Source organism: Microseira wollei NIES-4236, assembly GCF_020521235.1.
Classification (GTDB): domain Bacteria; phylum Cyanobacteriota; class Cyanobacteriia; order Cyanobacteriales; family Aerosakkonemataceae; genus Microseira; species Microseira wollei.
Window position 1 is genome coordinate 1 of sequence record NZ_BLAY01000192.1, and the last position, 18317, is coordinate 18317.

Here is an 18317-nt window from a genome sequence, read left to right on the forward strand (position 1 = left end):
TTAGTCTCTGCTTCTTGATACATAATTTTTGCTATGGCTTGAAGATGTTTCTGGAGTTTTTTCTGATTGGCTGGTTCCATTGTTGTTGTGAAGATTAATTTCTGACTCTATTTTCATTGATTTTGCCTTCAGGGGGCGACAAGCGCCCCCAAACGGAGATAAATCAAGGCTTTAAGGATTCAGACCAGGCGAAAAATTTAGCAGCTTATTGACAACACACTTTCTTAGTATAAAAATAACCCGCCATTCAGTAGCCTTTCTTGTGATAAAAAAGAACGGTCTTATTATTTCAACAAGACCGCGATTAATATGCTACCTCAATTTTACCAAACCCACCTGCAAAAATATTTGAGTTTCACTCAACTGATTACATTAAAATTATTAGTATGGCTCCGCCAAAGTCAAAAACAAGTAAAAATAGAAAGGTTAGCCGCAACTCTACCTTTACCAATTCAACAGAACAGTCGTCGTCGCCATATACAACGTTTTTTGAATTTGACCAGGTTAAGTGTAGTTCTATTGTGGTTTCCTCTGATTCAAGCAATTATTACTCAACGCATCCCGAACGGAAAACGGCTGATTATTGCCTTAGATAGAACCCCTTGGCAAGACAATAATATTTTAATGGCGAGTGCCATTTATCAAAAACTCGCCTTTCCCATATTTTGGATTTTACTAGCGAAAAAAGGAGCGAGTGATTTAAGAGAACAACAAATCGTCTTACGCCCTGTAATTAAACTGTTTAAAACTCATCAAATAGTGATTGTGGGAGATAGAGAGTTCCACAGTGTAGACCGGGCGCAGTGGATAGACCGCCAAGGTGTTAAGTTTGTGTTGAGGCCAAAAAAGGATACGAACTTTCGCCAAAAAAGACGCAAGTTTAACTGTTTATCAAGTATTCAGATAGCGCCCGGTAAACGAAAATTTTTCTCTCAAATCAATATCAACCAGAAAAAAGGATTTGGTCGGTTTAACTTAGCTGTTTATTGGCGAAGAAAATCTAAAAATAAACAAGAGAAAGCACCTTGGTATTTACTGACTAATTTTGGTGATTTAGCAACGGCTGTGAAAGCTTATAAAGAACGCTGGGGAATTGAAGCCATGTTTAAGGATTGTAAAACTGGTGGTTATAACCTCGAAGGCTCCCAAGCTTCACCTGATAAATTGGTTCGTTTAATTTTATTAATTGCTCTGGCGATGACCATTGCTTGGTTACAAGCTGAAAAAACTTCGATTTTGGGTCAATATCCTTAGATTTGTCGTCCAAAAGAAACTGGGAGAACCAGACGAAGACATAGCAATTTTTGGGTCGGTTTGTATGGTCACAATTGGATAGTTGCCTTTCATGAGTGTCAGGAGTGCGTAGCCCAATTAGTCACTTCTGTGAGCAATAAGCGCACATTTTATCAACGGGGGTTAAAAGCTCTAACACTTATCCAGCAAGCTTTCTAGGGCGCTTGTCGCCCCCTGAACAAAACTCTCTAGCGTGTCCATCGGGTCGGGTTGGGGCGTGCCGCCGGCCCATTGCTGTTGGTCATGGTTATTCCTCACGGATGTCTGGATGGAAGAAACTGGCGATTGCGCGAGCGGAAGGGAGGCATATCGCTTCCGATACAGCTGAAACTATCGCCAGCGTTGCTACAAAGTTGTTACCAAGTTTTACCCCAATCAGTTAGTGCGATTTAGCGGGATTCGTTTGGGTTAGGGTCGATGCCCCTGTTACCAGGGGACACCTCCCATTCCGAACCGGACGTGCGACTTTCACCGCATCCGGCTCTTAGTCGATATCTACTCTGCCTTTCAGGCATTTTGGGCTACACGTACCTGTGTGTGGACTGGCTTGTGTTGATGACAGTGGCGATGTAGTACTTCCAGGTTGTTAGGCTTCCAATTATCATGGTTCCCGTCAATATGGTGTAGCTCCACTTTGTCTTCACTGAGGAATTTTAATCCGCAAGCTGTACAGGTGTGGCTTTGCTTTTTGAGAAGCTTTAGATATATGCCATCGTAGTTATTATTGCTACGTTTTGACCAATATATCAGGTCGTTATCGAACGGGGATTTGTCACCTTTGACATTTACGTGATTATTAACTGACCATGACACCGTGGGAAACGCCTGATGAATGATTGCGTTGGTCTGATGTCGGTCATAACGTCCTTGTTTCCGGATGAATTTCCACGTCCATAAAGCTGTTTCCCAGAGTGCGTGTTGGCTCATATCACAGTATCGATTGTATTTTCTCCTACCTCGAATTAGGGAGCCACATTTGGCTATCCTGTCTTCGAGGCTGAATCTGCTATCCTTCATCATCACCTTGACCTTGGATTTGACTTTTTGGGTGCTTTCCTTGGAAGGAGTTGATCTGAATTTTCCCTTGGGTTTTACTGCGAAGTTCCACCCTAAGAAATCGAAACTATCTGTTGCCTTTACGTATCTGGTTTTGCTCTCTTTGACCTTGAGGGAGCGCTGATCTAGAAAATTGCTAATTGTCCGGAGGGTGGTATCTTGTTCTGCTTCCGTCAGTTCCTTTTTGAAGATGAATACCATATCATCTGCGTACCTTAAACAGGTTGCTTTTGGAAGGAGACTTTCGACGCCATTTAGCGCTATATTGGCGAGTATTGGCGAAATCGTCCCGCCTTGAGGGGTTCCCATTTTAGATTGAGGAAATTCCCCTTTAACTCCTGCTTTGATAGCTTTCTTCAACCCTTTCATTGCAGCTTTGGGGAGTTCTACTTTTTCCAGGATTGTCTGGTGACTTATCCTGTCAAAGCATTTTTCGATGTCCATTTCTAGGATGGTTTTGTCTTTTCCGTTAGCAAATGACCTTAGTGCGGTGAACAACCGTTTTTGGACATCGTGAGCCTTGCGTCCTGGTCGAAAACCGTATGAGTTTCCGTGGAAGGTTGCTTCTGCACTTGGTTCTAGGGCAAGCTTGAGAAGACATTGATAGGCTCTATCGCCTATTGTAGGGATGCCTAGTTTTCTCATCGTGCCATCCTTTTTGGGGATGAGTACAAGTCTGAGTTTTCGGTGTTCCCAGGTTTTCCATCCTTCGAGTTGGTTGGCTAGCTGCATCCGTTGTTTACAGTTCAGGGCAGTTTTGCCATCGACTCCTGCTGTGGCTTTGCCTTGATTGAGTTGCGTTACTTGCCGCACTGCCAGATATTTGGCTGCTTTGGAGTTAAGTAATAACTTCTGAAGTTTTGTAACTAGCTTGAGGTTGCCATTCTTCCGAGCCTTGAAAATCCTCGTTTGTAGGCGGAATACTACTTTCTGAAATTTCTTCCACGGTAGTTCTTTCCAATTATCAGCTTGGTTAGCCGTCATAACCTTATCCTGCTACTTGAGTGATTTCTTCTCTATCAACCGTACCCAGTTGGTTGAGAGTCCTTAGTTCTCAACTTTTCGAGTACATCCTACCCGCTCATCTCATCTGTGGTTTTGATTTACCTTACCCGGACTGTTCGACCCTTCCGGGAGAAAAGAGCGTTTTTCTTCGTTCCGCGATCAGATTGTTTTATCACTTTAGGATTCTCCACTTCACCCACCACAACCGGTGGATTGAATCTATCTTGTTAAAATGATTCGGGTCTATTGTGGTTGTCCAGTGTTCATTTTCACTGGCTGAGCTTGGATGCTTTTTCGGGAGATTCGCATTATGCTATCCATTGCGACCTACCTAACGGGTTGCCGACCATCGCAGGTCTTGTTTTCCCCGTCCTATTCCCAGCTTCACTTTGATAATCAGTCTCGGTGTGGGTAGGTTTGGCGTCACATCTTCCCTGATGGGGAGGGCTTTCACCTCCATCTGATTGCAGTTATCTCAGACTTATTTTTCAGGCGATGTCTGAGACTCTAGGCTATGGATTTACCTAGAAACGAATCGCACTAACAATACTCATGAATTCACCCGGACTTGGAGCAGGCATAAGGAAACTCCACTCGCTAATCTGAGCGAACTGTAGCCTGTAAAGCCAGCGGATCGTGTATGTGACTCCGTAGCTCGATCCAAAAACCATTACCCTTACCAGTTCATAGTCGCCTGTCGCAGCTGGCAAGCTGTCCGCACCAGGAATCACCGACGGCAAAGTATCGCCTTCTCCAGGCACAAAACCCAGAGTTTGCGAGTAAACCAATTGGGGCGGTAAACTTAGTGTCGTTCCCCACCCAATGCCAAAATTTGTCATGATAATTTAGCCTCCTACTCTTTCTAGGGGGTCAGTCGCGCGGCGGATGGTCAGATCCTCTGCGCGGCGCGTTTACTTGTAAGCTGCATCATAGCATTAGACCGGCAATGAATCTCTAAATATTTAAATTTTTAAAGATTTAGACCGCCGCAAGAATCGACCCACCGAGCAACAAGCAAGAAAATGATACTCACAGTTGCCAGTTACAAAATTCTCTTGACCCTCATGCCTCCACATCCCAGTAGAACAGGTGAAGACGCCAGGAATGCGATCGCCTCATCGGGGCTTGCACTGTTCAATACTGGCATCCCACGGCTGGCAGTGTTTCAGAAGGCTGCTTTGGAGGGAGTACCAGTTAACCAAGTTAAAGGTGATTCCTACGCTGGTATTGCTTGGCGGTGCTATTTGGAAGTGGGGAAGGAAATCTTACTATGACTAAGAAAAAGGACGGTAAGCAGTTTGATGATTTGTTTGGGGCTGTTAAAGGTGGCGCTGAAGATATCCCACAACCGACAGAGAAAAAGCAGGCCAAGGGTAACAATCCTGACTATGTGAGTACAACATTCTATCTGCCCAAACAGCTACATCGGCAGCTTAAGATAGCGGCTGTAGATGAAGAGAGGGAGATGTCTGACATTGTGGCAGAGTTGGTCGAGCGGTGGCTTAAGTCGAGAAACTCAGATGTTTAGATGTTTTAATGTTTAATCGCCTTTAGTGCGATCGCCTCGTCGGTGGCTGGCGATTGGTTGCTGAAAGCGATCGCTCCCCTAAAACTCGGTAACAGGTTTTGAGTCACACAACATTGCCGGGGCACGGCATAGCACGGCATAGTGAACATTTTCCCGTGATAGATACTGATTCATGCCGTGCCCCTACAGTCCGTTAATGCGACGGAAAATGGCTGTTAAAATCCAGTTGCGGTGAAACCTGCCCAATAATAAGGATTGGCAAAAGGATAGGGACGGCGCGAGCGGATTTTCTTGATCGCATTTGCCATCGCCGCCGCAACAAGCTTGCGTTCCTGTTTAGGCAACTTTGCCAACATTGGCTCAATTTTAGGTTTAAGTTGACCCAGGATAATTTCGCACTCGCTGCTGGTAAGGTCTCGCAACCATGTTTGGGCGTCTTTGAGGGCGATCGCAATATCCGCCGCTTCTATTAGGTGATGTTTCCTAATATTTTCATAAAATCGACCGAGCAAAAAGGTTGTCGCCAAGTCATCGACTCGCCAAAGACTGGTGACAACGCTGGGACTACCTGCGTAGAGGAAGCTGCTAGGCCAACCAATATATTCATCGCTCAAGCTCTGGTCAATTGTACCCGTTTCCCAGGCAGAAAGCGTGACCAGGCGGCATCTTTCCAGGTTGAATCGAAAAATTTCAGCTAAAGTGAGGCGGATATCTGGCTTCCGTTCGCTTTGGGCTAATATCAGTGCTGAGTCTAACGGCGATTTGGAATTAAACTCCCCTTGACAGCAGAAGTGAATGCAGTGCGCTTCTAACAAGTTTCCATCAACTTTACTAGCTGCTTCGTCTGCCTCCTGCTTCACCAAAACTTCGGCGGAGGGGAAGAACGAGCAAATCGTCGCCACTTCTAAGTTAGTGTAAACGAGATCGTTGGTTGGATCTTGGACGGCAAATAAGTGACTAAAAATATACCGTTGCTGATTTTGGCTCAATTGCAATAATTGACAGCTGGGTGCATATCCCACGCCGCGAGTAAATCGATCCAACAGACATTTATTTGGCTTACCCTTCAGCGGCAATCCATGAAGTGGTAATAAATGCAACCAGCGATGGGGAATTAAAATCAAGCGATCGCATCCCGATGGGATCTGCGCCAATATCTCGTCAATCTGCAATATTTGGGATAATTGACGCAAAATCTGACCTAGCTGGTCTTGCCATTGGTCTTTTTGCTTGTAGGAAGCCAAATCTATTAAAGCTTTCAAGTCTTGGGATGAGGATTGCCAAACTGTGGGATGGGGCGAGCGAACGCTGATGGCAAATGTCACAATCTTATCCTCGGCAATATACCATTGAGCGATCGCAGTTTTGTCATCGGTGAGGGCAAAGATATCGCTAAAAGAAATCGGTTCCACCTGTTGGATAGACTTAAAGCGAGGGTCTACTTTGTTGATTTCCTGGAGCAAGTTATCCCATTGCTGTTGTAAGTAATTTAACTCTTGCTTAATTCTCAATTTTGTGCTGCGATTTTCAAGCTGATATTTCCAATCTCCACAAGCTTGTAACTGTCGCTGTTTGGCTGGAATTTGCCGTCGCAATTGGTCGAGTAGGTAGCAAGTTTTTTGATATTCGTTTTGGTTGGGATAGAAGTTCCGCTTAGGGTAAAGATTTTTACGCACCAAGAGTTCGACCAAATGACGGGCTTTGCTGCGCTCGACGAATTCTAAGGCGCGGTTATAATATTCTGGCTCCTGGTTCCCCAGTTCTAAACAAACTTCCACGATACAAGCGTATAGCTGATGCGGGTCAGTTTCAAAGCCAGAGGCGATTTCAGCGTGCAGGGATTCTAGAGTATCAATGGCAATTTCTATTGCTCTAAAAGCAGCCGCTAACTGTCCTGCATCTCGGTACGCAAGTCCCAGATTAAATTGAGTTTCAATATGATTCGTGGGAAAATCTTCACGAGTGCGTATTTCTAAGGCTGCCTTGTAATGACGAATTGCCTGTGGCCAACTTTCCGCTTTTATGCTCTGGCGATAACAGTAGATATTGCCCAGACTATTTTGGATTTCTGCCCAGATTTCGGGAAAGTTTTGCTGGTTAAAGACAGAGGCAAAGATTTCGTAGCCTGTAATAGCAATCTCTAAATTGTGTTCTCGGTTCCCCATGGGAAAATCTACCAGAAACTGGCTCAAATTGAAAAGATCTAACGCCATGTGCTGCGCTAGTTCCGGCTCAAATTCTGATAAACTGTCTGTGGCAAAACTTCGCAACTGACTCGCCAGGTTTTGATCCAAAAAATTGAGATTTGCTCTTAGTAATGAGTCCACCTTTTGCAAATTGCCGTTGCTGTCGTGAATTGTCCCCAATAGCTGCATCAAGAAATCAAAATACTCTTGTGGGGTAACCTGAGTAGAGGAATTCCCACAAACTCCCAGCAGACTCCCGGCGATATTCATTAAACGATTCGCCCGCGTTGGATCCCCCCCTTTTGCCAGATCGCCTGCTGCTTTCAGCATCGTCTGGACTAGACCAGCATCGACTAAGTTGCGGTTTGTCCGCAAAATCTCTGGTTCTTCGCTGCTGACACAGGTAAGGAGTCGCTCGATCAGACTTTGGTAGGCTTCTTGGCGTAGTTCTTTCATGGGGTGGACAGGGTGGGATGCGATCGCAGATCTACATGTAGCCGATTTTATGTCTAATTTGATACTACTTTATCTACCTATCTCCGCTAAATTAATTATTAAATTTAAAAACTTACCTGCTTGTGACTCTTCCTTTCTCTTCCCTTCCCGGTTCTGCGCCTGGAGCGGTTCATTAAAATAGCTTTATCTCAAGTTAAAATCGTCCCTCCCATCAATCGTTCATAGCGATACTTTAATTCAGCCTTTAAAAAAGGCCATCGATTCAAAGTTTCATCCCTAGCAATAACTTTTTCAGCCGCATCGCGCGCCAAAATCAAAACATCCTGATCTTCCACCAAACTTGCCAAAACAAAATCCGCCATCCCCGCTTGACGAGTGCCCAAAACTTCACCGGGACCCCGCAAACGCATATCCATTTCGGCAATAAAAAAGCCATCTTGCGACTGTTCCAATACATTCAACCTCTGTCGCGCATCGGCATTTGTAGAACTACTCATTAATAAACAATAAGATTTCTCCGCCCCCCGACCAACGCGCCCCCGCAATTGATGCAACTGAGATAAACCAAAACGTTCCGCATGTTCAATTAGCATTACCGTAGCATTCGGCACATCCACGCCCACTTCTACCACCGTAGTAGAAACGAGGATTTGCGTTTGATTATCCCGAAATTTATGAATCGCTTCGTCTTTTTCAGCCGAACTCATGCGACCGTGAAGCAATCCTACTTGAAATTGCGGAAAAATAGCTTCCGAAAGTTTCTGATGTTCTTCAATTGCCGAACGTAAATCTAACTTTTCCGATTCTTGAACTAATGGTAAAACAATATAAACTTGTCGCCCCTGGGCTATTTCCCGGCGCATCAAGTCGTATGCTTGGGTGCGTTCTCTACCCGATAATACGGTTGTTTGAATTGCTTGTCTTCCCGGTGGCAATTCATCAATTTGACTCACATCTAAATCCCCGTGAATTGTCAGCGCTAAAGTCCGAGGAATAGGCGTTGCTGTCATTGTTAATACGTGGGGTTGTTCGCCTTTTTGCTGCAAACGCGCCCGCTGATGCACCCCAAAGCGGTGCTGTTCGTCAATTACTACTAACCCCAAACTCTTAAAATTTACCGGGTCTTGAATTAGGGCGTGAGTTCCTACTAATAAAGGTAATTCTCCTGTTTCTAATTGGGCGTGAATTTGACGGCGTTTGGCTGCTTTAGTAGAACCTGTGAGCAGTTCTACCGGCAAATGAAGCAGATTAAACCAGCTAACTAATTTGCGATAATGTTGTTCTGCCAATACTTCTGTAGGTGCCATTAATGCGGCTTGATAACCGGATTGAATTGCGGCGAGAATGGCAATAACGGCAACAACGGTTTTACCCGAACCTACATCCCCTTGAACTAATCGATTCATCGGGGCGGTTTTTTCTAAATCCTTGAGGATGTCGCTGATGACTCGCTGTTGGGCGTTGGTTAATTTAAATGGTAGAATTTCGGAGAATTGTTCGATTAATTGACCTGTAGGCGCTAAAATTGCCCCCGTCTGGGTGCGGCGTAAAGTTTGACGGCGTTGGAGAAATCCTAATTGCAAGTAGAAGAATTCGTCGAAGACTAATCGATGGCGCGCGGCTTGTTTTGCGGCGGTGTCGGCGGGAAAATGGATGTTAGCGATCGCATCCTCTAACCCCATTAACCCATAGCGATCGCGCAACGCTACCGGCAAAGGATCTGGCAATTGTTTTGCTGCGGGTAACGCCGCCATCGCCACCCGTCGCATCAAATCCGCTGGCACTCCCTCGGTTAAAGGATACACCGGCACGACGCGACCGATCCCGTGAGAATCGATCGTATCGTCTGGATCTCCCAATACTTCTATTTCTGGATTGTCTATTGTTATGCCATACTTATTTTTCTTCACCAAACCCGAAGCCGCAACGACTGTGCCTTCTGTATAGCGATTTTTCATCCCTTCTTGCCAAGGGCGATTGCTGTAGCGCGTGCCAGCATAAAATCGATTGAGCTTAATTTGCCCGGTTTTATCCTTCAATAACAGTTCAAAAATCGTTAATTTCTTATTTTTCGGGCTAGTAAAGCAGTTGCAGCGTTTTACCGTTCCCACCAAGGTAACAGTTTCCCCTTCCATTAACTCCGCAATATCTACCTGACGCGCATAATCAATGTAGTCGCGGGGGTAGTAAAACAAAACATCGCGGACTGTATATAAACCCAGTTTTTGTGCTAAATATTCCCCCCTGCGCCCAATTCCTGGCAACTGCCCCAAAGATTGGTCGAGTAAAATTGTTTGGTTAGATTGATTTACAGGGGTTGTGCGGGGTAATTTGGCATTAGTAATTGGTAATTGGTAATTGCCAAGTTCTTCTAACACATTCTCCGCGTCCCCGCGTCCCCCCGTCCCCGCGTCCTCTTCACTCTCCTGCTGCATTTGAGCGAGGAACCGACGTGCTTCTGCTACGAGTTGCTGTCGTTCTTCTAGGGTTAATTGAGGATAGTTAGCAAACCTGGACGCCATTTCTTGCCATTGGCGTCGTTCCACAAGGGTACTATCTGCGAGGGGTTGACCGAAACTGAGACAAACAAATTCACTGAAGCGATATTGTTTGCCCACCAAATCTGTAAAACCCCGTTCTGCTTCGAATGCCAAAGCTTTGTGCAATCTTTCCCAATCTAATTGATTATAGGTCATAGGTAATAGGTAATAGGTAATGGGTAATGTGTAATAGGTAACTCAAGTTGCTAGTTATCTCTCTGGGAGCGGCTAATGGCGTTCCCAGGCAGGAGCCTGGGAACGAGGCTAATAGCTAATGTCAGTAAAAATCCTATATTAGCAATTAGCAATTAGCAATTAGCAACGGCCTTGTTTATAACTAGCAACTTGCGTTAGGTCATGGAATTATTCCTTTCTCCCATCGCCAATTACCCATTACCCATTACCACTAACTAATCATCAAACCAACTGGCACGCCATGCTGATTCTGCTTCGGCGACGGCGCGTTCGCGTTGTTTCTTTTGATACTCGCGTTCAATCCCGCGCAGTTTAGCTACCAGGTTGCGAATTTGGTGGCGATATGCCATTACGGTGGGATCGGCTAATTCAATTTCCGATAACCGCAGGTGAATGGCATAGACGTGAGTCACGGTGGAGCTTTGCAGCTCGTCATCGTCTTCTGCTTCAATTACCAAGTTTAACAAGTTGGGCGGGCCAGCAACGCTCTCGGCGGCGGCTTCTACTTTGGCGGCTGCTTCTATAATCGGTTCGGGTATTTTTTTGGGTAAGATTTCTGCTTGCTGTAATAAACGGTTGCTATCGCGGGAGGTTCTTTGTAGGGTTTTGGCGATCGCTATTTCCACGCTTTCCAGCCAAGCGACTAACTCTTCCGGTTGCCGTTTCTGTGGCACTTTAGTTACAGATGATACTTCCTCTCCCCCGTTATTTCCCTGATGTTCCTGGGTGGTTACGGAGGCGAATTCGCTGGGAATGGGCGAATGAAATTGCCGGAGCAAACGTTCTTTAGCTTTTGCCGCGATTTCCCGGAGGGATTGTTGCAATTGTTGCCGCTGGCTGAAGGATAGATTGAGAAATTCATCGGGATAGCCTTGGGTACAAAGGTGATAGCTTGCCAATACTAATTGGTGGCGCACTGCTTGCCCCAAGGCGCCGAGATATCCGGCATAACTATTGTGGAGTTCTGTGGCGATCGCGGCGATCGCTTCCTCCAATGCTGACAAATCCCGCGCTATGCGCTCAATTGCTCCAGCCATAACGGTACAACTGCAACCCCAGGACAAAATTCCTGTTTTCTAGCGTAGCCCAGAGATGGCGCATGGGTGCATCAAAGGCCAAATTGATTTTTTTCACCCATGCCCCATGCCAGGTGCCATCTACGATCTGACTCAAGTTGCTAGTTATCTCAACCTTGCGGCTAATGGCTAATGGCTAATGGCAGGAGCGGGACTTACACAAACACCAAAGTTTCTCTGAAAAATCGTTGGTTTGGTAACAAGATATCTACGCAGAAACTTTGGTGATAGGCTTGTCGTGCGTAAGTCCTGAGGATATGATTGAGCATCTCTCCCAATTAGCAATTAGCCATTAGCAATTAGCAACGCCGTTTATAACCAGCAACTGACGTGATTAGTTGCCACCCATTTGCGCGGCGACTTCTTCAGCGAAGTTGCTTTCTTTCTTTTCAATCCCTTCGCCGAGTACGAAGCGGACGAAGCGACGGACTTGGATATTTTCACCAATTTGAGCGACAGTCTGCTTGACCAACTCTTCCACGCTGATATTTTGATCGCGGATATAAGGCTGATCCATCAAAGACATCTCTTTCAGGCGTTTTTCAATCCGTCCCTGAACGATCTTTTCTTTGACGTTGTCTGGTTTATTCCCCAAGTCATCGCGCCCCATTTCAATTTCTTTTTCTTTGGCGACGACTTCGGGGGGAATGTCGGATACCCTAACGTACTCGACGTTGGGACAAGCTGCTACTTGCATCGCCACATTCCGCACCAAAGCTTGGAACTCATCGCGACGCGCCACAAAGTCGGTTTCGCAGTTGACTTCCACCAGCACGCCGACTCTGCCGCCGGTATGGATGTAGCTACCTACTTGCCCTTCTGCGGCTACCCGGTCTGCTTTTTTATCCGCCGAGGTGATGCCTTTTTTCCGCAGCCATTCCATAGCCTTGGTCATATCACCGTCGCTTTCTGCCAGCGCTTTTTTGCAATCCATCATGCCAGCGCCGGTTTTTTTTCGCAGTTCTTGGACTGCTTTTGCCGATATTTCCGCCATCTTGTGTTTGATTCCTACCTAACTACTGTTTCCCGAAGCCGATTATTCTTCGTCTTCGTCCTCTTCATCAGTATCTACAAAATCGCTCTCTTCGTATTCGTATTCTTCTTCTGCGCCTTCGTAATCTTCGTAATCTTCTTCGACTTCACCTGCGACTTGACCGTGACGCCCTTCATAAATGGCGTCTGCCAGCTTTCCTACGATCAGTTTAATTGACCGAATCGCGTCATCGTTGGCGGGAATGGGAATATCCACCACATCGGGGTCGCAGTTGGTATCCAACAGGGACACGATGGGAATTGACAGCTTCTGGCATTCTTGGACGGCGTTGTATTCCCGCCGCTGATCTACGATCAGCACGATATCGGGTACTTTCCGCATCAGCTTAATGCCGCCCAGGTATTTTTGCAGCTTTTCCATTTCGCGGCGCAGGACGGCGGCTTCTTTTTTGGGCAACAAATCGAGGGCGCCATTTTCTTGACGGCGTTCCAAGTCTTTCAAACGTTCTACCCGCGTTTTAATCGTTGTCCAGTTGGTGAGCATTCCACCTAACCAGCGTTGGTTTACAAAGTAAGCTCCGCACCGTTGCGCTTCTTGTGCTATAATCCCCGCTGCTTGCCGTTTTGTGCCGATAAACAGGAATTTTTTGCCTTGTTCGGCGGCGGTACGCATGTAGCTGTAGGCATCTTCCATCAGCTGAGCCGTCTGCACGAGGTCGATAATGTGAACCCCGTTACGCGAGGTGTAGATATAACGAGACATTTTGGGGTTCCAACGGCGGGTTTGGTGTCCAAAATGAACCCCTGACTCCATCATTTGAGCCAAAGAAACTACTGGCATCTGATTTTTACTCCTGATTCGGGTTAATCCTCCATCCAGGGGGATTTCGCTAGGGGTTTGAATATCCCCGGAAACACCCGAAACCCCGGATGTGCGATTTTTTGACGACAATCTTTAAGCTAGCACAATTGTGCTGCTAAATAACCCAATCATTCCACAACGATTTCGTGGGTACCTCCCAGGGGAGTAGCTTCCTTTGTGGCAGAATCATAAGCCCAAGCTTTGAGTACGGATTTACCTGGGGGCAATGCAGAAGCATTAATTGTAACGTCCCAACCCGAGCTTTTATAAGCAGGATTGTTCAAGGCTTTGGCAACATCTGGTCTAGGTAACTTTACGTCAGCAACTGCGACGACGGTTTTATTGTCTGCCAGTGTAATAATTACCCGTTCTGGTATTTTGTTTTTGCCTGGTAGAAACGCCCATCCAGCGATTTTTACTGTAGCTGTCTTTGCGACCTCGTGTTTGGGTCCTATAGATTCATTTACTGTATCAAAAAAACCTGTTTTGCTTGGGTCTGATGGGGATTTAAATTTGACTTCGCTGGCATTTTTAACCCCAGGGATGGTCTTGCTGAAAGCTGGTTCTGCTTTTGTAGCGGCTGCTTTTACGGGTGTTGCTGCTGGTGAGGAATTTGCCGGTTTTGATGCATCCCCCTTTGTTTGAGAACCTTCTGTGCAAGCGGTTAATGAAACGGCGAGGATTGAGATCAAAAGCCAATTTTTTGTGCGATGAAACATAATTACCTTTGCAATTCAAATAAGTTTTTGAGATTTGAAGGTTGCTGCAACAGAGTAACGTAAATTTACCTAGCGGTCAATGGTATGGGGCAAGCGCTAATTGCTCATTGCTCATGGCTAATCGTTGATGATTCTTTCTCACCTGCTCAAGAAGCCCCTCTGCCCAGCTGCTGTATTTCGGCGTAAGCGGCATAAACTCCTTGGACGTTGTACCAATTAAGAAAAATTCGCGCAATTTCCAGGGCTAATTGCGGTTGACCTCGGTCTATTAGTTGTTGTAAGAAACCTGCCATTGTTTTTTCGTTGAGTCTGCCGCCGAGGGTGAGAAGTCCCCAGAGAAGTCGATGCAGTGGTGTCATTTGAATCATCATCCGTACTTCGGGTGTCGGATGTTTTTGATAAAACAAGACGCCCATGCGTCCCCGTTGGATTTCTTTTTCGATTAAGTTGGGAATTTGTGCCAGGGAGAAGGGCGGATGCCAATGGTAGCCGACAGCGTCAGGACATTTAATCAGTTTAAGACCGAGTTGTTTGAGGCGCACGCCTAATTCTAGGTCTTCCCAGCCGTAGAGTTGAAAGCGAGTATCGAAGAGTCCGGCTTTGATTAGCCAGTGACGCGCGATCGCTACATTCCCCGTGGCAAAATATGCAGCAGAAAAGTCGGTAATTTTGTACGGTTCTGAAGTAGGGTCGTCAAAGTTACAGGTGTTGATGACTCTACCATAGGTGAATAAGCGTACGCTCGCTAAAGTCTTTTCTCCCTGTAGGAGGGCGTCTGCGTGCGCCTGGAGGAAGTTTTCCGTCACCACTAGATCGCTATCGATAAAGATGATAGTATCCCCTAGTGCTTGTTCTACGCCTAGATTGCGGGCGGCGGCGGGACCTGCGTGAGATTGAGCGAAACGTCGCACGTGAGGAAATTTGGCGGCATCTGCTTCCAACCATTCCAGCGTGCCATCTGTGGAACCATCATCCACCAGCACTACTTCGTAACCTGTAACGAGGCTACCCTGTCTCAGATGCTGTTTTTCCAAGGCTAGGAGGCATTTTTCCAGGATAGGTCGGCGATTGTATGTTGGAATGACGACGCTGAAAAACACGGCGAGCTAAGAATGAGTCCCGGCTCATTGTAAAGACTTATTAATGCTTTGGCAATCGCTGGTTAGCAAAAAATAAAACTGTACGATGGCTGACAGAATCGGCAGCGATTGGATAGATAATGGAAGTTTGTCGTTTTTCGACTATGGAAGTTGCGATTCTCCTTCGGAGACGCTTCGCGAACGCATCGCCACAAGAGGAAGATTTGGCATGAAAGCTCAGGATTTGAACGGAAAAACCATTGCATTTGCGGGTTCTGGCGGTTTAGATAGTTGTACGATTACCCGTTGGCTGACCGATAAAGGTGTCAAGGTCGTATGTTTTACAGCAGATTTGGGTCAACCCGATGAAGAGGATGTGGAAGCAATTGGCAAGCGCATGTCAATGGCGGGGGCGGTAGATTTTGTTTTGTTACCCGCACGGGATGCGATCGCCGGGGCCGGTGTAGATTTAATTCAAACCCAAGCTTGCTATGAAGGACGCTACTGGAATACCACTGCAATTGCCCGCTGCGTCCTCACCAAAGCGATGATTCAAGCAATGAAAAAAAGAGGGCTGACTATTTTCAGCCACGGCGCAACTGGACGGGGTAACGACCAAGTCCGGTTTCAGCTAATTACTAATATGCTCGCCCCGGATTTTGAAGTTTATGCACCTTGGCGCGATGAGGAATTTTTAGCACGCTTTCCGGGTCGCAGCGAAATGATTGATTTCTGTCAAGAAAAAGGTCTTCCCGTCACCGCATCAAAAGATAAACCTTATTCCACCGATGCGAATATGCTCGGTTTAACCCACGAATCGGGATTGTTGGAAGCTCTAACAACTCCTGCTCATTTTGTCAAGCCAATTATGGGTTGTTATCCCGCCGATGCACCCAACGAAGCCGAAGAATTTACCGTGACTTTTGAGCAAGGTCGTCCGGTTAAAATTAACGGCAATGCGGTTAATTTGGTCGATGCATTTCTGCAAGCAAATGCTATCGGCGGACGCCACGGGATTGGGATTGGCACTCATTTAGTGGAAAATCGCTTTGTGGGAATTAAATCGCGCGGGGTTTACGAAAGCCCTGGGGTAGAATTGTTGGGAACTTGCTATGCATTTTTACTGCAATTAATTTTAGACCGCCGCGCGCGAGAGTTCTTTGACCAATTATCCTTATTAATTGCCAAGCAAATCTATCAGGGATATTGGTTTGATTTGGCGACGCAGATGGCACTCGAAGCGATTAAACGTACCGCAGAATTGGCGACAGGAACTATTAAAGTTTCGCTTTACAAAGGAAATATTTCCTTTGTGTCCGCCACCGATACAAATCATTCTCTATATTCAGAAGAAAATGCTTCAATGGAAGGGATTGGTAGTTATAATCATGGTGATTCGGAGGGACTGCTGCGGGTATTTGGCGTGAGTGCGCGAGTGTTGGCGACTAGCGGACAAGTAAAGTTAAAGAGTTAGGTTGAAGAAAGAAACCCGGTTTTTTGGAAAAACCGGGTTTCTGGATAGGAGAAGATGATGAAGGGTAAGCGATCGCATATAATCGCAGTTGTATTAATACTGGGAATACTATTTCGATTTATCAACCTCGACGGCAAACTTTACTGGTACGACGAAACGCTAACTTCCCTGAGGATTTCCGGACATACTCAAACAGAATTAGTCGAGCAAGCGTTCAACGGGCGAGTTATTAGCGTACAAGAATTACAGGAAAAATATCAATATCCCAATTCCGAGAAAGGTTTAAATGACGCGATAAATGCTTTTGCGGGAAATGCAGAACATTCGCCTTTGTATTACTTAATGGCGCGATTTTGGGTACAAACTTTTGGTAATTCTGTTGTCAGTATTAGAAGTTTATCTGCATTTATTAGTTGGCTGGCATTTCCTTGTATCTATTGGTTATCGCTGGAATTATTTGCATCATCCCTGACGGGATGGGTAGCGGTTATTCTAATAGCTGTTTCGCCTTTTCACGTGTTGTACGCGCAGCAAGCAAGACAATATAGTTTGTGGACGGTGGCTATTTTATTGTCGAGTGCAGCATTGTTAAAAGCAAGCAAGGCAGAGCCTTGCAATACTCGTACCCAGGCTGAGCCTGGGTACGAGAGTAGGGATGCTCTGCATCCTGTACGGTGGGGAAAAGCCAGCAAAGCAGCAGCTGAGGATACTCGTACCCAGGCTGAGCCTGGGTACGAGAGTAGGGATGCTCTGCATCCTGTACATTGGGTAATTTATGCATTAACAGTAGCGATTGGACTTTATTCCCATTTATTTTTCGGTTTAGTTGCGATTGGACATGGAATTTATATAGTTGCAATTGAAGGCTTTCGATTTAGTAAAAAAGCGATCGCTTATTTACTAGCATCATTGACAGGGTTGCTGATTTTTTCACCGTGGCTTTTGATAATTGCCGCTAATTTATCCCAAATTATTCAAAATACAGCAACAACTAACTCAACAGTGCGAAATTTGCCTTTACGTTGGTTATTAAATTTGAGCCGGCTATTTTTTGATTTGAATCACGGTTTAAGTTTTATCAATCCAATTTTATATATAACGGCAATTTTATCGATTTGGGCGCTTTATTTTGTCTGCCGTAACACTCCGAAGCCGACTTGGTTATTTATTTTTACTTTAATTGGAGTCACGGGATTAGCTTTAATTTTACCAGATTTAATTTTAGGCGGACGGCGATCCAGTGTGACTCGATATGCAATACCTTGTTTTTTAGGAATTCAAGTTGCTGTGGCTTATTTGCTGACAGTTAAAATAACTAAAAGCCAGCATGTAAAACGGTGGTCATATGTTTTAGTTGCCTTAATTGCCAGCGGGGTTATATCCTGTGTAGCGAGCAGTTTCTTTCCAATTTGGTGGCACAATAGTCATACAAATAGTAAATATAATCCCCAAGTTGCTCGAATTGTTAATCAAGCGGAACATCCGCTTTTAGTCACTGATGAAATTCCGGGAAGAGTGCTGGCTTTTAGTCATTTGCTGAAGCCTGAAGTGAATCTTCAGTTAGTGGTAGAGGGAAATATTCCTAAAATTCCAGATAAGTTTGGCAATGCCTTCTTATATCGTCCTTCCGAGAGATTGCGCCAGGGGATTGAGCAAGAGCAAAATTTTAAAATAGAGCCGGTTTATAAAGATTGGCTTTGGAAACTTAGGAAAAAAGTCTAGAAACCCCGCGAGTAGGGGCACGGCGTATAACAATTTTGATTTATACCAAAAGATTGTGGAATGCCGTGCCCATATTTTGCGGTGGCGCGAGTAGGGGCACGGCGTATAAAAATTTTGATTTATACCAAAAGAT

General features: G+C 45.6%; 15 protein-coding genes and 1 pseudogene. 5 read left to right on the top strand and 11 right to left on the bottom strand.

What is annotated here, in order from left to right:
* Positions 1-309 precede the first annotated feature (309 nt).
* Positions 310-1254 (top strand): IS4 family transposase, encoded by a 945-nt coding sequence (locus tag MiSe_RS40120; protein WP_226591302.1) that lies wholly within the window; start codon positions 310-312, stop codon positions 1252-1254.
* Between the two features lie 546 nt (positions 1255-1800).
* Here the strand turns inward: MiSe_RS40120 and MiSe_RS40125 are convergent.
* The 3 genes from MiSe_RS40125 to MiSe_RS40130 form a co-directional block, all read right to left on the bottom strand.
* Positions 1801-3333: a group II intron reverse transcriptase/maturase gene (locus tag MiSe_RS40125; protein WP_226591303.1), complete on the bottom strand. Its 1533-nt coding sequence runs from the start codon at positions 3331-3333 to the stop codon at positions 1801-1803.
* Positions 3334-3685: 352 nt separating this feature from the next.
* On the bottom strand, positions 3686-3814 hold the full coding sequence (locus tag MiSe_RS51525; RefSeq protein ID WP_264196872.1) for a hypothetical protein: 129 nt from the start codon (positions 3812-3814) through the stop codon (positions 3686-3688).
* Positions 3815-3878: 64 nt separating this feature from the next.
* A complete protein-coding gene (locus tag MiSe_RS40130) occupies positions 3879-4193 on the bottom strand; it encodes a hypothetical protein (RefSeq protein ID WP_226591305.1) in 315 nt (104 codons plus the stop codon).
* Positions 4194-4394: 201 nt separating this feature from the next.
* Here MiSe_RS40130 and MiSe_RS40135 point away from each other — a divergent pair.
* Together MiSe_RS40135 and MiSe_RS40140 are read left to right on the top strand one after the other, a co-directional pair.
* Positions 4395-4628: pseudogene (locus MiSe_RS40135) on the top strand (ParA family protein); the annotation flags it as partial.
* Entirely contained in the window at positions 4625-4882 is a 258-nt protein-coding gene (locus MiSe_RS40140; protein ID WP_226591310.1) for an RH3 domain-containing protein, read from the top strand. The pseudogene MiSe_RS40135 and the gene MiSe_RS40140, both read left to right, overlap by 4 nt.
* A gap of 5 nt (positions 4883-4887) precedes the next feature.
* Here the strand turns inward: MiSe_RS40140 and MiSe_RS51530 are convergent, their stop codons facing one another.
* From MiSe_RS51530 to MiSe_RS40175, 8 genes are all read right to left on the bottom strand, one after another.
* Positions 4888-5022 (bottom strand): hypothetical protein, encoded by a 135-nt coding sequence (locus MiSe_RS51530; RefSeq protein WP_264196873.1) that lies wholly within the window; start codon positions 5020-5022, stop codon positions 4888-4890.
* A 75-nt stretch (positions 5023-5097) separates the two neighbouring features.
* Entirely contained in the window at positions 5098-7524 is a 2427-nt protein-coding gene (locus tag MiSe_RS40145; protein ID WP_226591313.1) for a CHAT domain-containing protein, read from the bottom strand.
* A 188-nt stretch (positions 7525-7712) separates the two neighbouring features.
* On the bottom strand, positions 7713-10220 hold the full coding sequence (recG, locus tag MiSe_RS40150; protein ID WP_226591315.1) for an ATP-dependent DNA helicase RecG: 2508 nt from the start codon (positions 10218-10220) through the stop codon (positions 7713-7715).
* A gap of 254 nt (positions 10221-10474) precedes the next feature.
* Positions 10475-11296 (bottom strand): hypothetical protein, encoded by an 822-nt coding sequence (locus tag MiSe_RS40155; RefSeq protein ID WP_226591318.1) that lies wholly within the window; start codon positions 11294-11296, stop codon positions 10475-10477.
* Positions 11297-11669: 373 nt separating this feature from the next.
* Positions 11670-12329, bottom strand: coding sequence for a translation elongation factor Ts (tsf, locus tag MiSe_RS40160; protein ID WP_226591321.1), 660 nt, complete (start codon positions 12327-12329; stop codon positions 11670-11672).
* Between the two features lie 42 nt (positions 12330-12371).
* The gene (rpsB, locus tag MiSe_RS40165; RefSeq protein ID WP_226591323.1) at positions 12372-13169 is read right to left on the bottom strand and encodes a 30S ribosomal protein S2; all 798 of its coding nucleotides are present in this window, start codon (positions 13167-13169) and stop codon (positions 12372-12374) included.
* 149 nt (positions 13170-13318) lie between these two features.
* Positions 13319-13909, bottom strand: coding sequence for a hypothetical protein (locus MiSe_RS40170; protein WP_226591325.1), 591 nt, complete (start codon positions 13907-13909; stop codon positions 13319-13321).
* A gap of 146 nt (positions 13910-14055) precedes the next feature.
* Positions 14056-15009, bottom strand: a complete 954-nt coding sequence (locus MiSe_RS40175) for a glycosyltransferase family 2 protein (protein ID WP_226591327.1) — start codon at positions 15007-15009, stop codon at positions 14056-14058.
* Positions 15010-15094: 85 nt separating this feature from the next.
* Here MiSe_RS40175 and argG point away from each other — a divergent pair, with 85 nt between their 5' ends.
* Together argG and MiSe_RS40185 are read left to right on the top strand one after the other, a co-directional pair.
* On the top strand, positions 15095-16462 hold the full coding sequence (gene argG, locus MiSe_RS40180) for an argininosuccinate synthase (RefSeq protein ID WP_226591329.1): 1368 nt from the start codon (positions 15095-15097) through the stop codon (positions 16460-16462).
* 54 nt (positions 16463-16516) lie between these two features.
* Positions 16517-18184 (top strand): glycosyltransferase family 39 protein, encoded by a 1668-nt coding sequence (locus MiSe_RS40185; RefSeq protein ID WP_226591331.1) that lies wholly within the window; start codon positions 16517-16519, stop codon positions 18182-18184.
* The last annotated feature ends 133 nt before the right edge of the window (positions 18185-18317 follow it).

What these genes read in the sequence shown, in the direction of transcription:
- MiSe_RS40120 (WP_226591302.1), top strand. Translation starts at nt 310, where the DNA reads ATGCTACCTCAATTTTACCAAACCCACCTGCAAAAATATTTGAGTTTC.
- MiSe_RS40125 (WP_226591303.1), bottom strand. Translation starts at nt 3,333, where the DNA reads ATGACGGCTAACCAAGCTGATAATTGGAAAGAACTACCGTGGAAGAAA.
- MiSe_RS51525 (WP_264196872.1), bottom strand. Translation starts at nt 3,814, where the DNA reads ATGGAGGTGAAAGCCCTCCCCATCAGGGAAGATGTGACGCCAAACCTA.
- MiSe_RS40130 (WP_226591305.1), bottom strand. Translation starts at nt 4,193, where the DNA reads ATGACAAATTTTGGCATTGGGTGGGGAACGACACTAAGTTTACCGCCC.
- MiSe_RS40140 (WP_226591310.1), top strand. Translation starts at nt 4,625, where the DNA reads ATGACTAAGAAAAAGGACGGTAAGCAGTTTGATGATTTGTTTGGGGCT.
- MiSe_RS51530 (WP_264196873.1), bottom strand. Translation starts at nt 5,022, where the DNA reads ATGCCGTGCTATGCCGTGCCCCGGCAATGTTGTGTGACTCAAAACCTG.
- MiSe_RS40145 (WP_226591313.1), bottom strand. Translation starts at nt 7,524, where the DNA reads ATGAAAGAACTACGCCAAGAAGCCTACCAAAGTCTGATCGAGCGACTC.
- recG (WP_226591315.1), bottom strand. Translation starts at nt 10,220, where the DNA reads ATGACCTATAATCAATTAGATTGGGAAAGATTGCACAAAGCTTTGGCA.
- MiSe_RS40155 (WP_226591318.1), bottom strand. Translation starts at nt 11,296, where the DNA reads ATGGCTGGAGCAATTGAGCGCATAGCGCGGGATTTGTCAGCATTGGAG.
- tsf (WP_226591321.1), bottom strand. Translation starts at nt 12,329, where the DNA reads ATGGCGGAAATATCGGCAAAAGCAGTCCAAGAACTGCGAAAAAAAACC.
- rpsB (WP_226591323.1), bottom strand. Translation starts at nt 13,169, where the DNA reads ATGCCAGTAGTTTCTTTGGCTCAAATGATGGAGTCAGGGGTTCATTTT.
- MiSe_RS40170 (WP_226591325.1), bottom strand. Translation starts at nt 13,909, where the DNA reads ATGTTTCATCGCACAAAAAATTGGCTTTTGATCTCAATCCTCGCCGTT.
- argG (WP_226591329.1), top strand. Translation starts at nt 15,095, where the DNA reads ATGGCTGACAGAATCGGCAGCGATTGGATAGATAATGGAAGTTTGTCG.
- MiSe_RS40185 (WP_226591331.1), top strand. Translation starts at nt 16,517, where the DNA reads ATGATGAAGGGTAAGCGATCGCATATAATCGCAGTTGTATTAATACTG.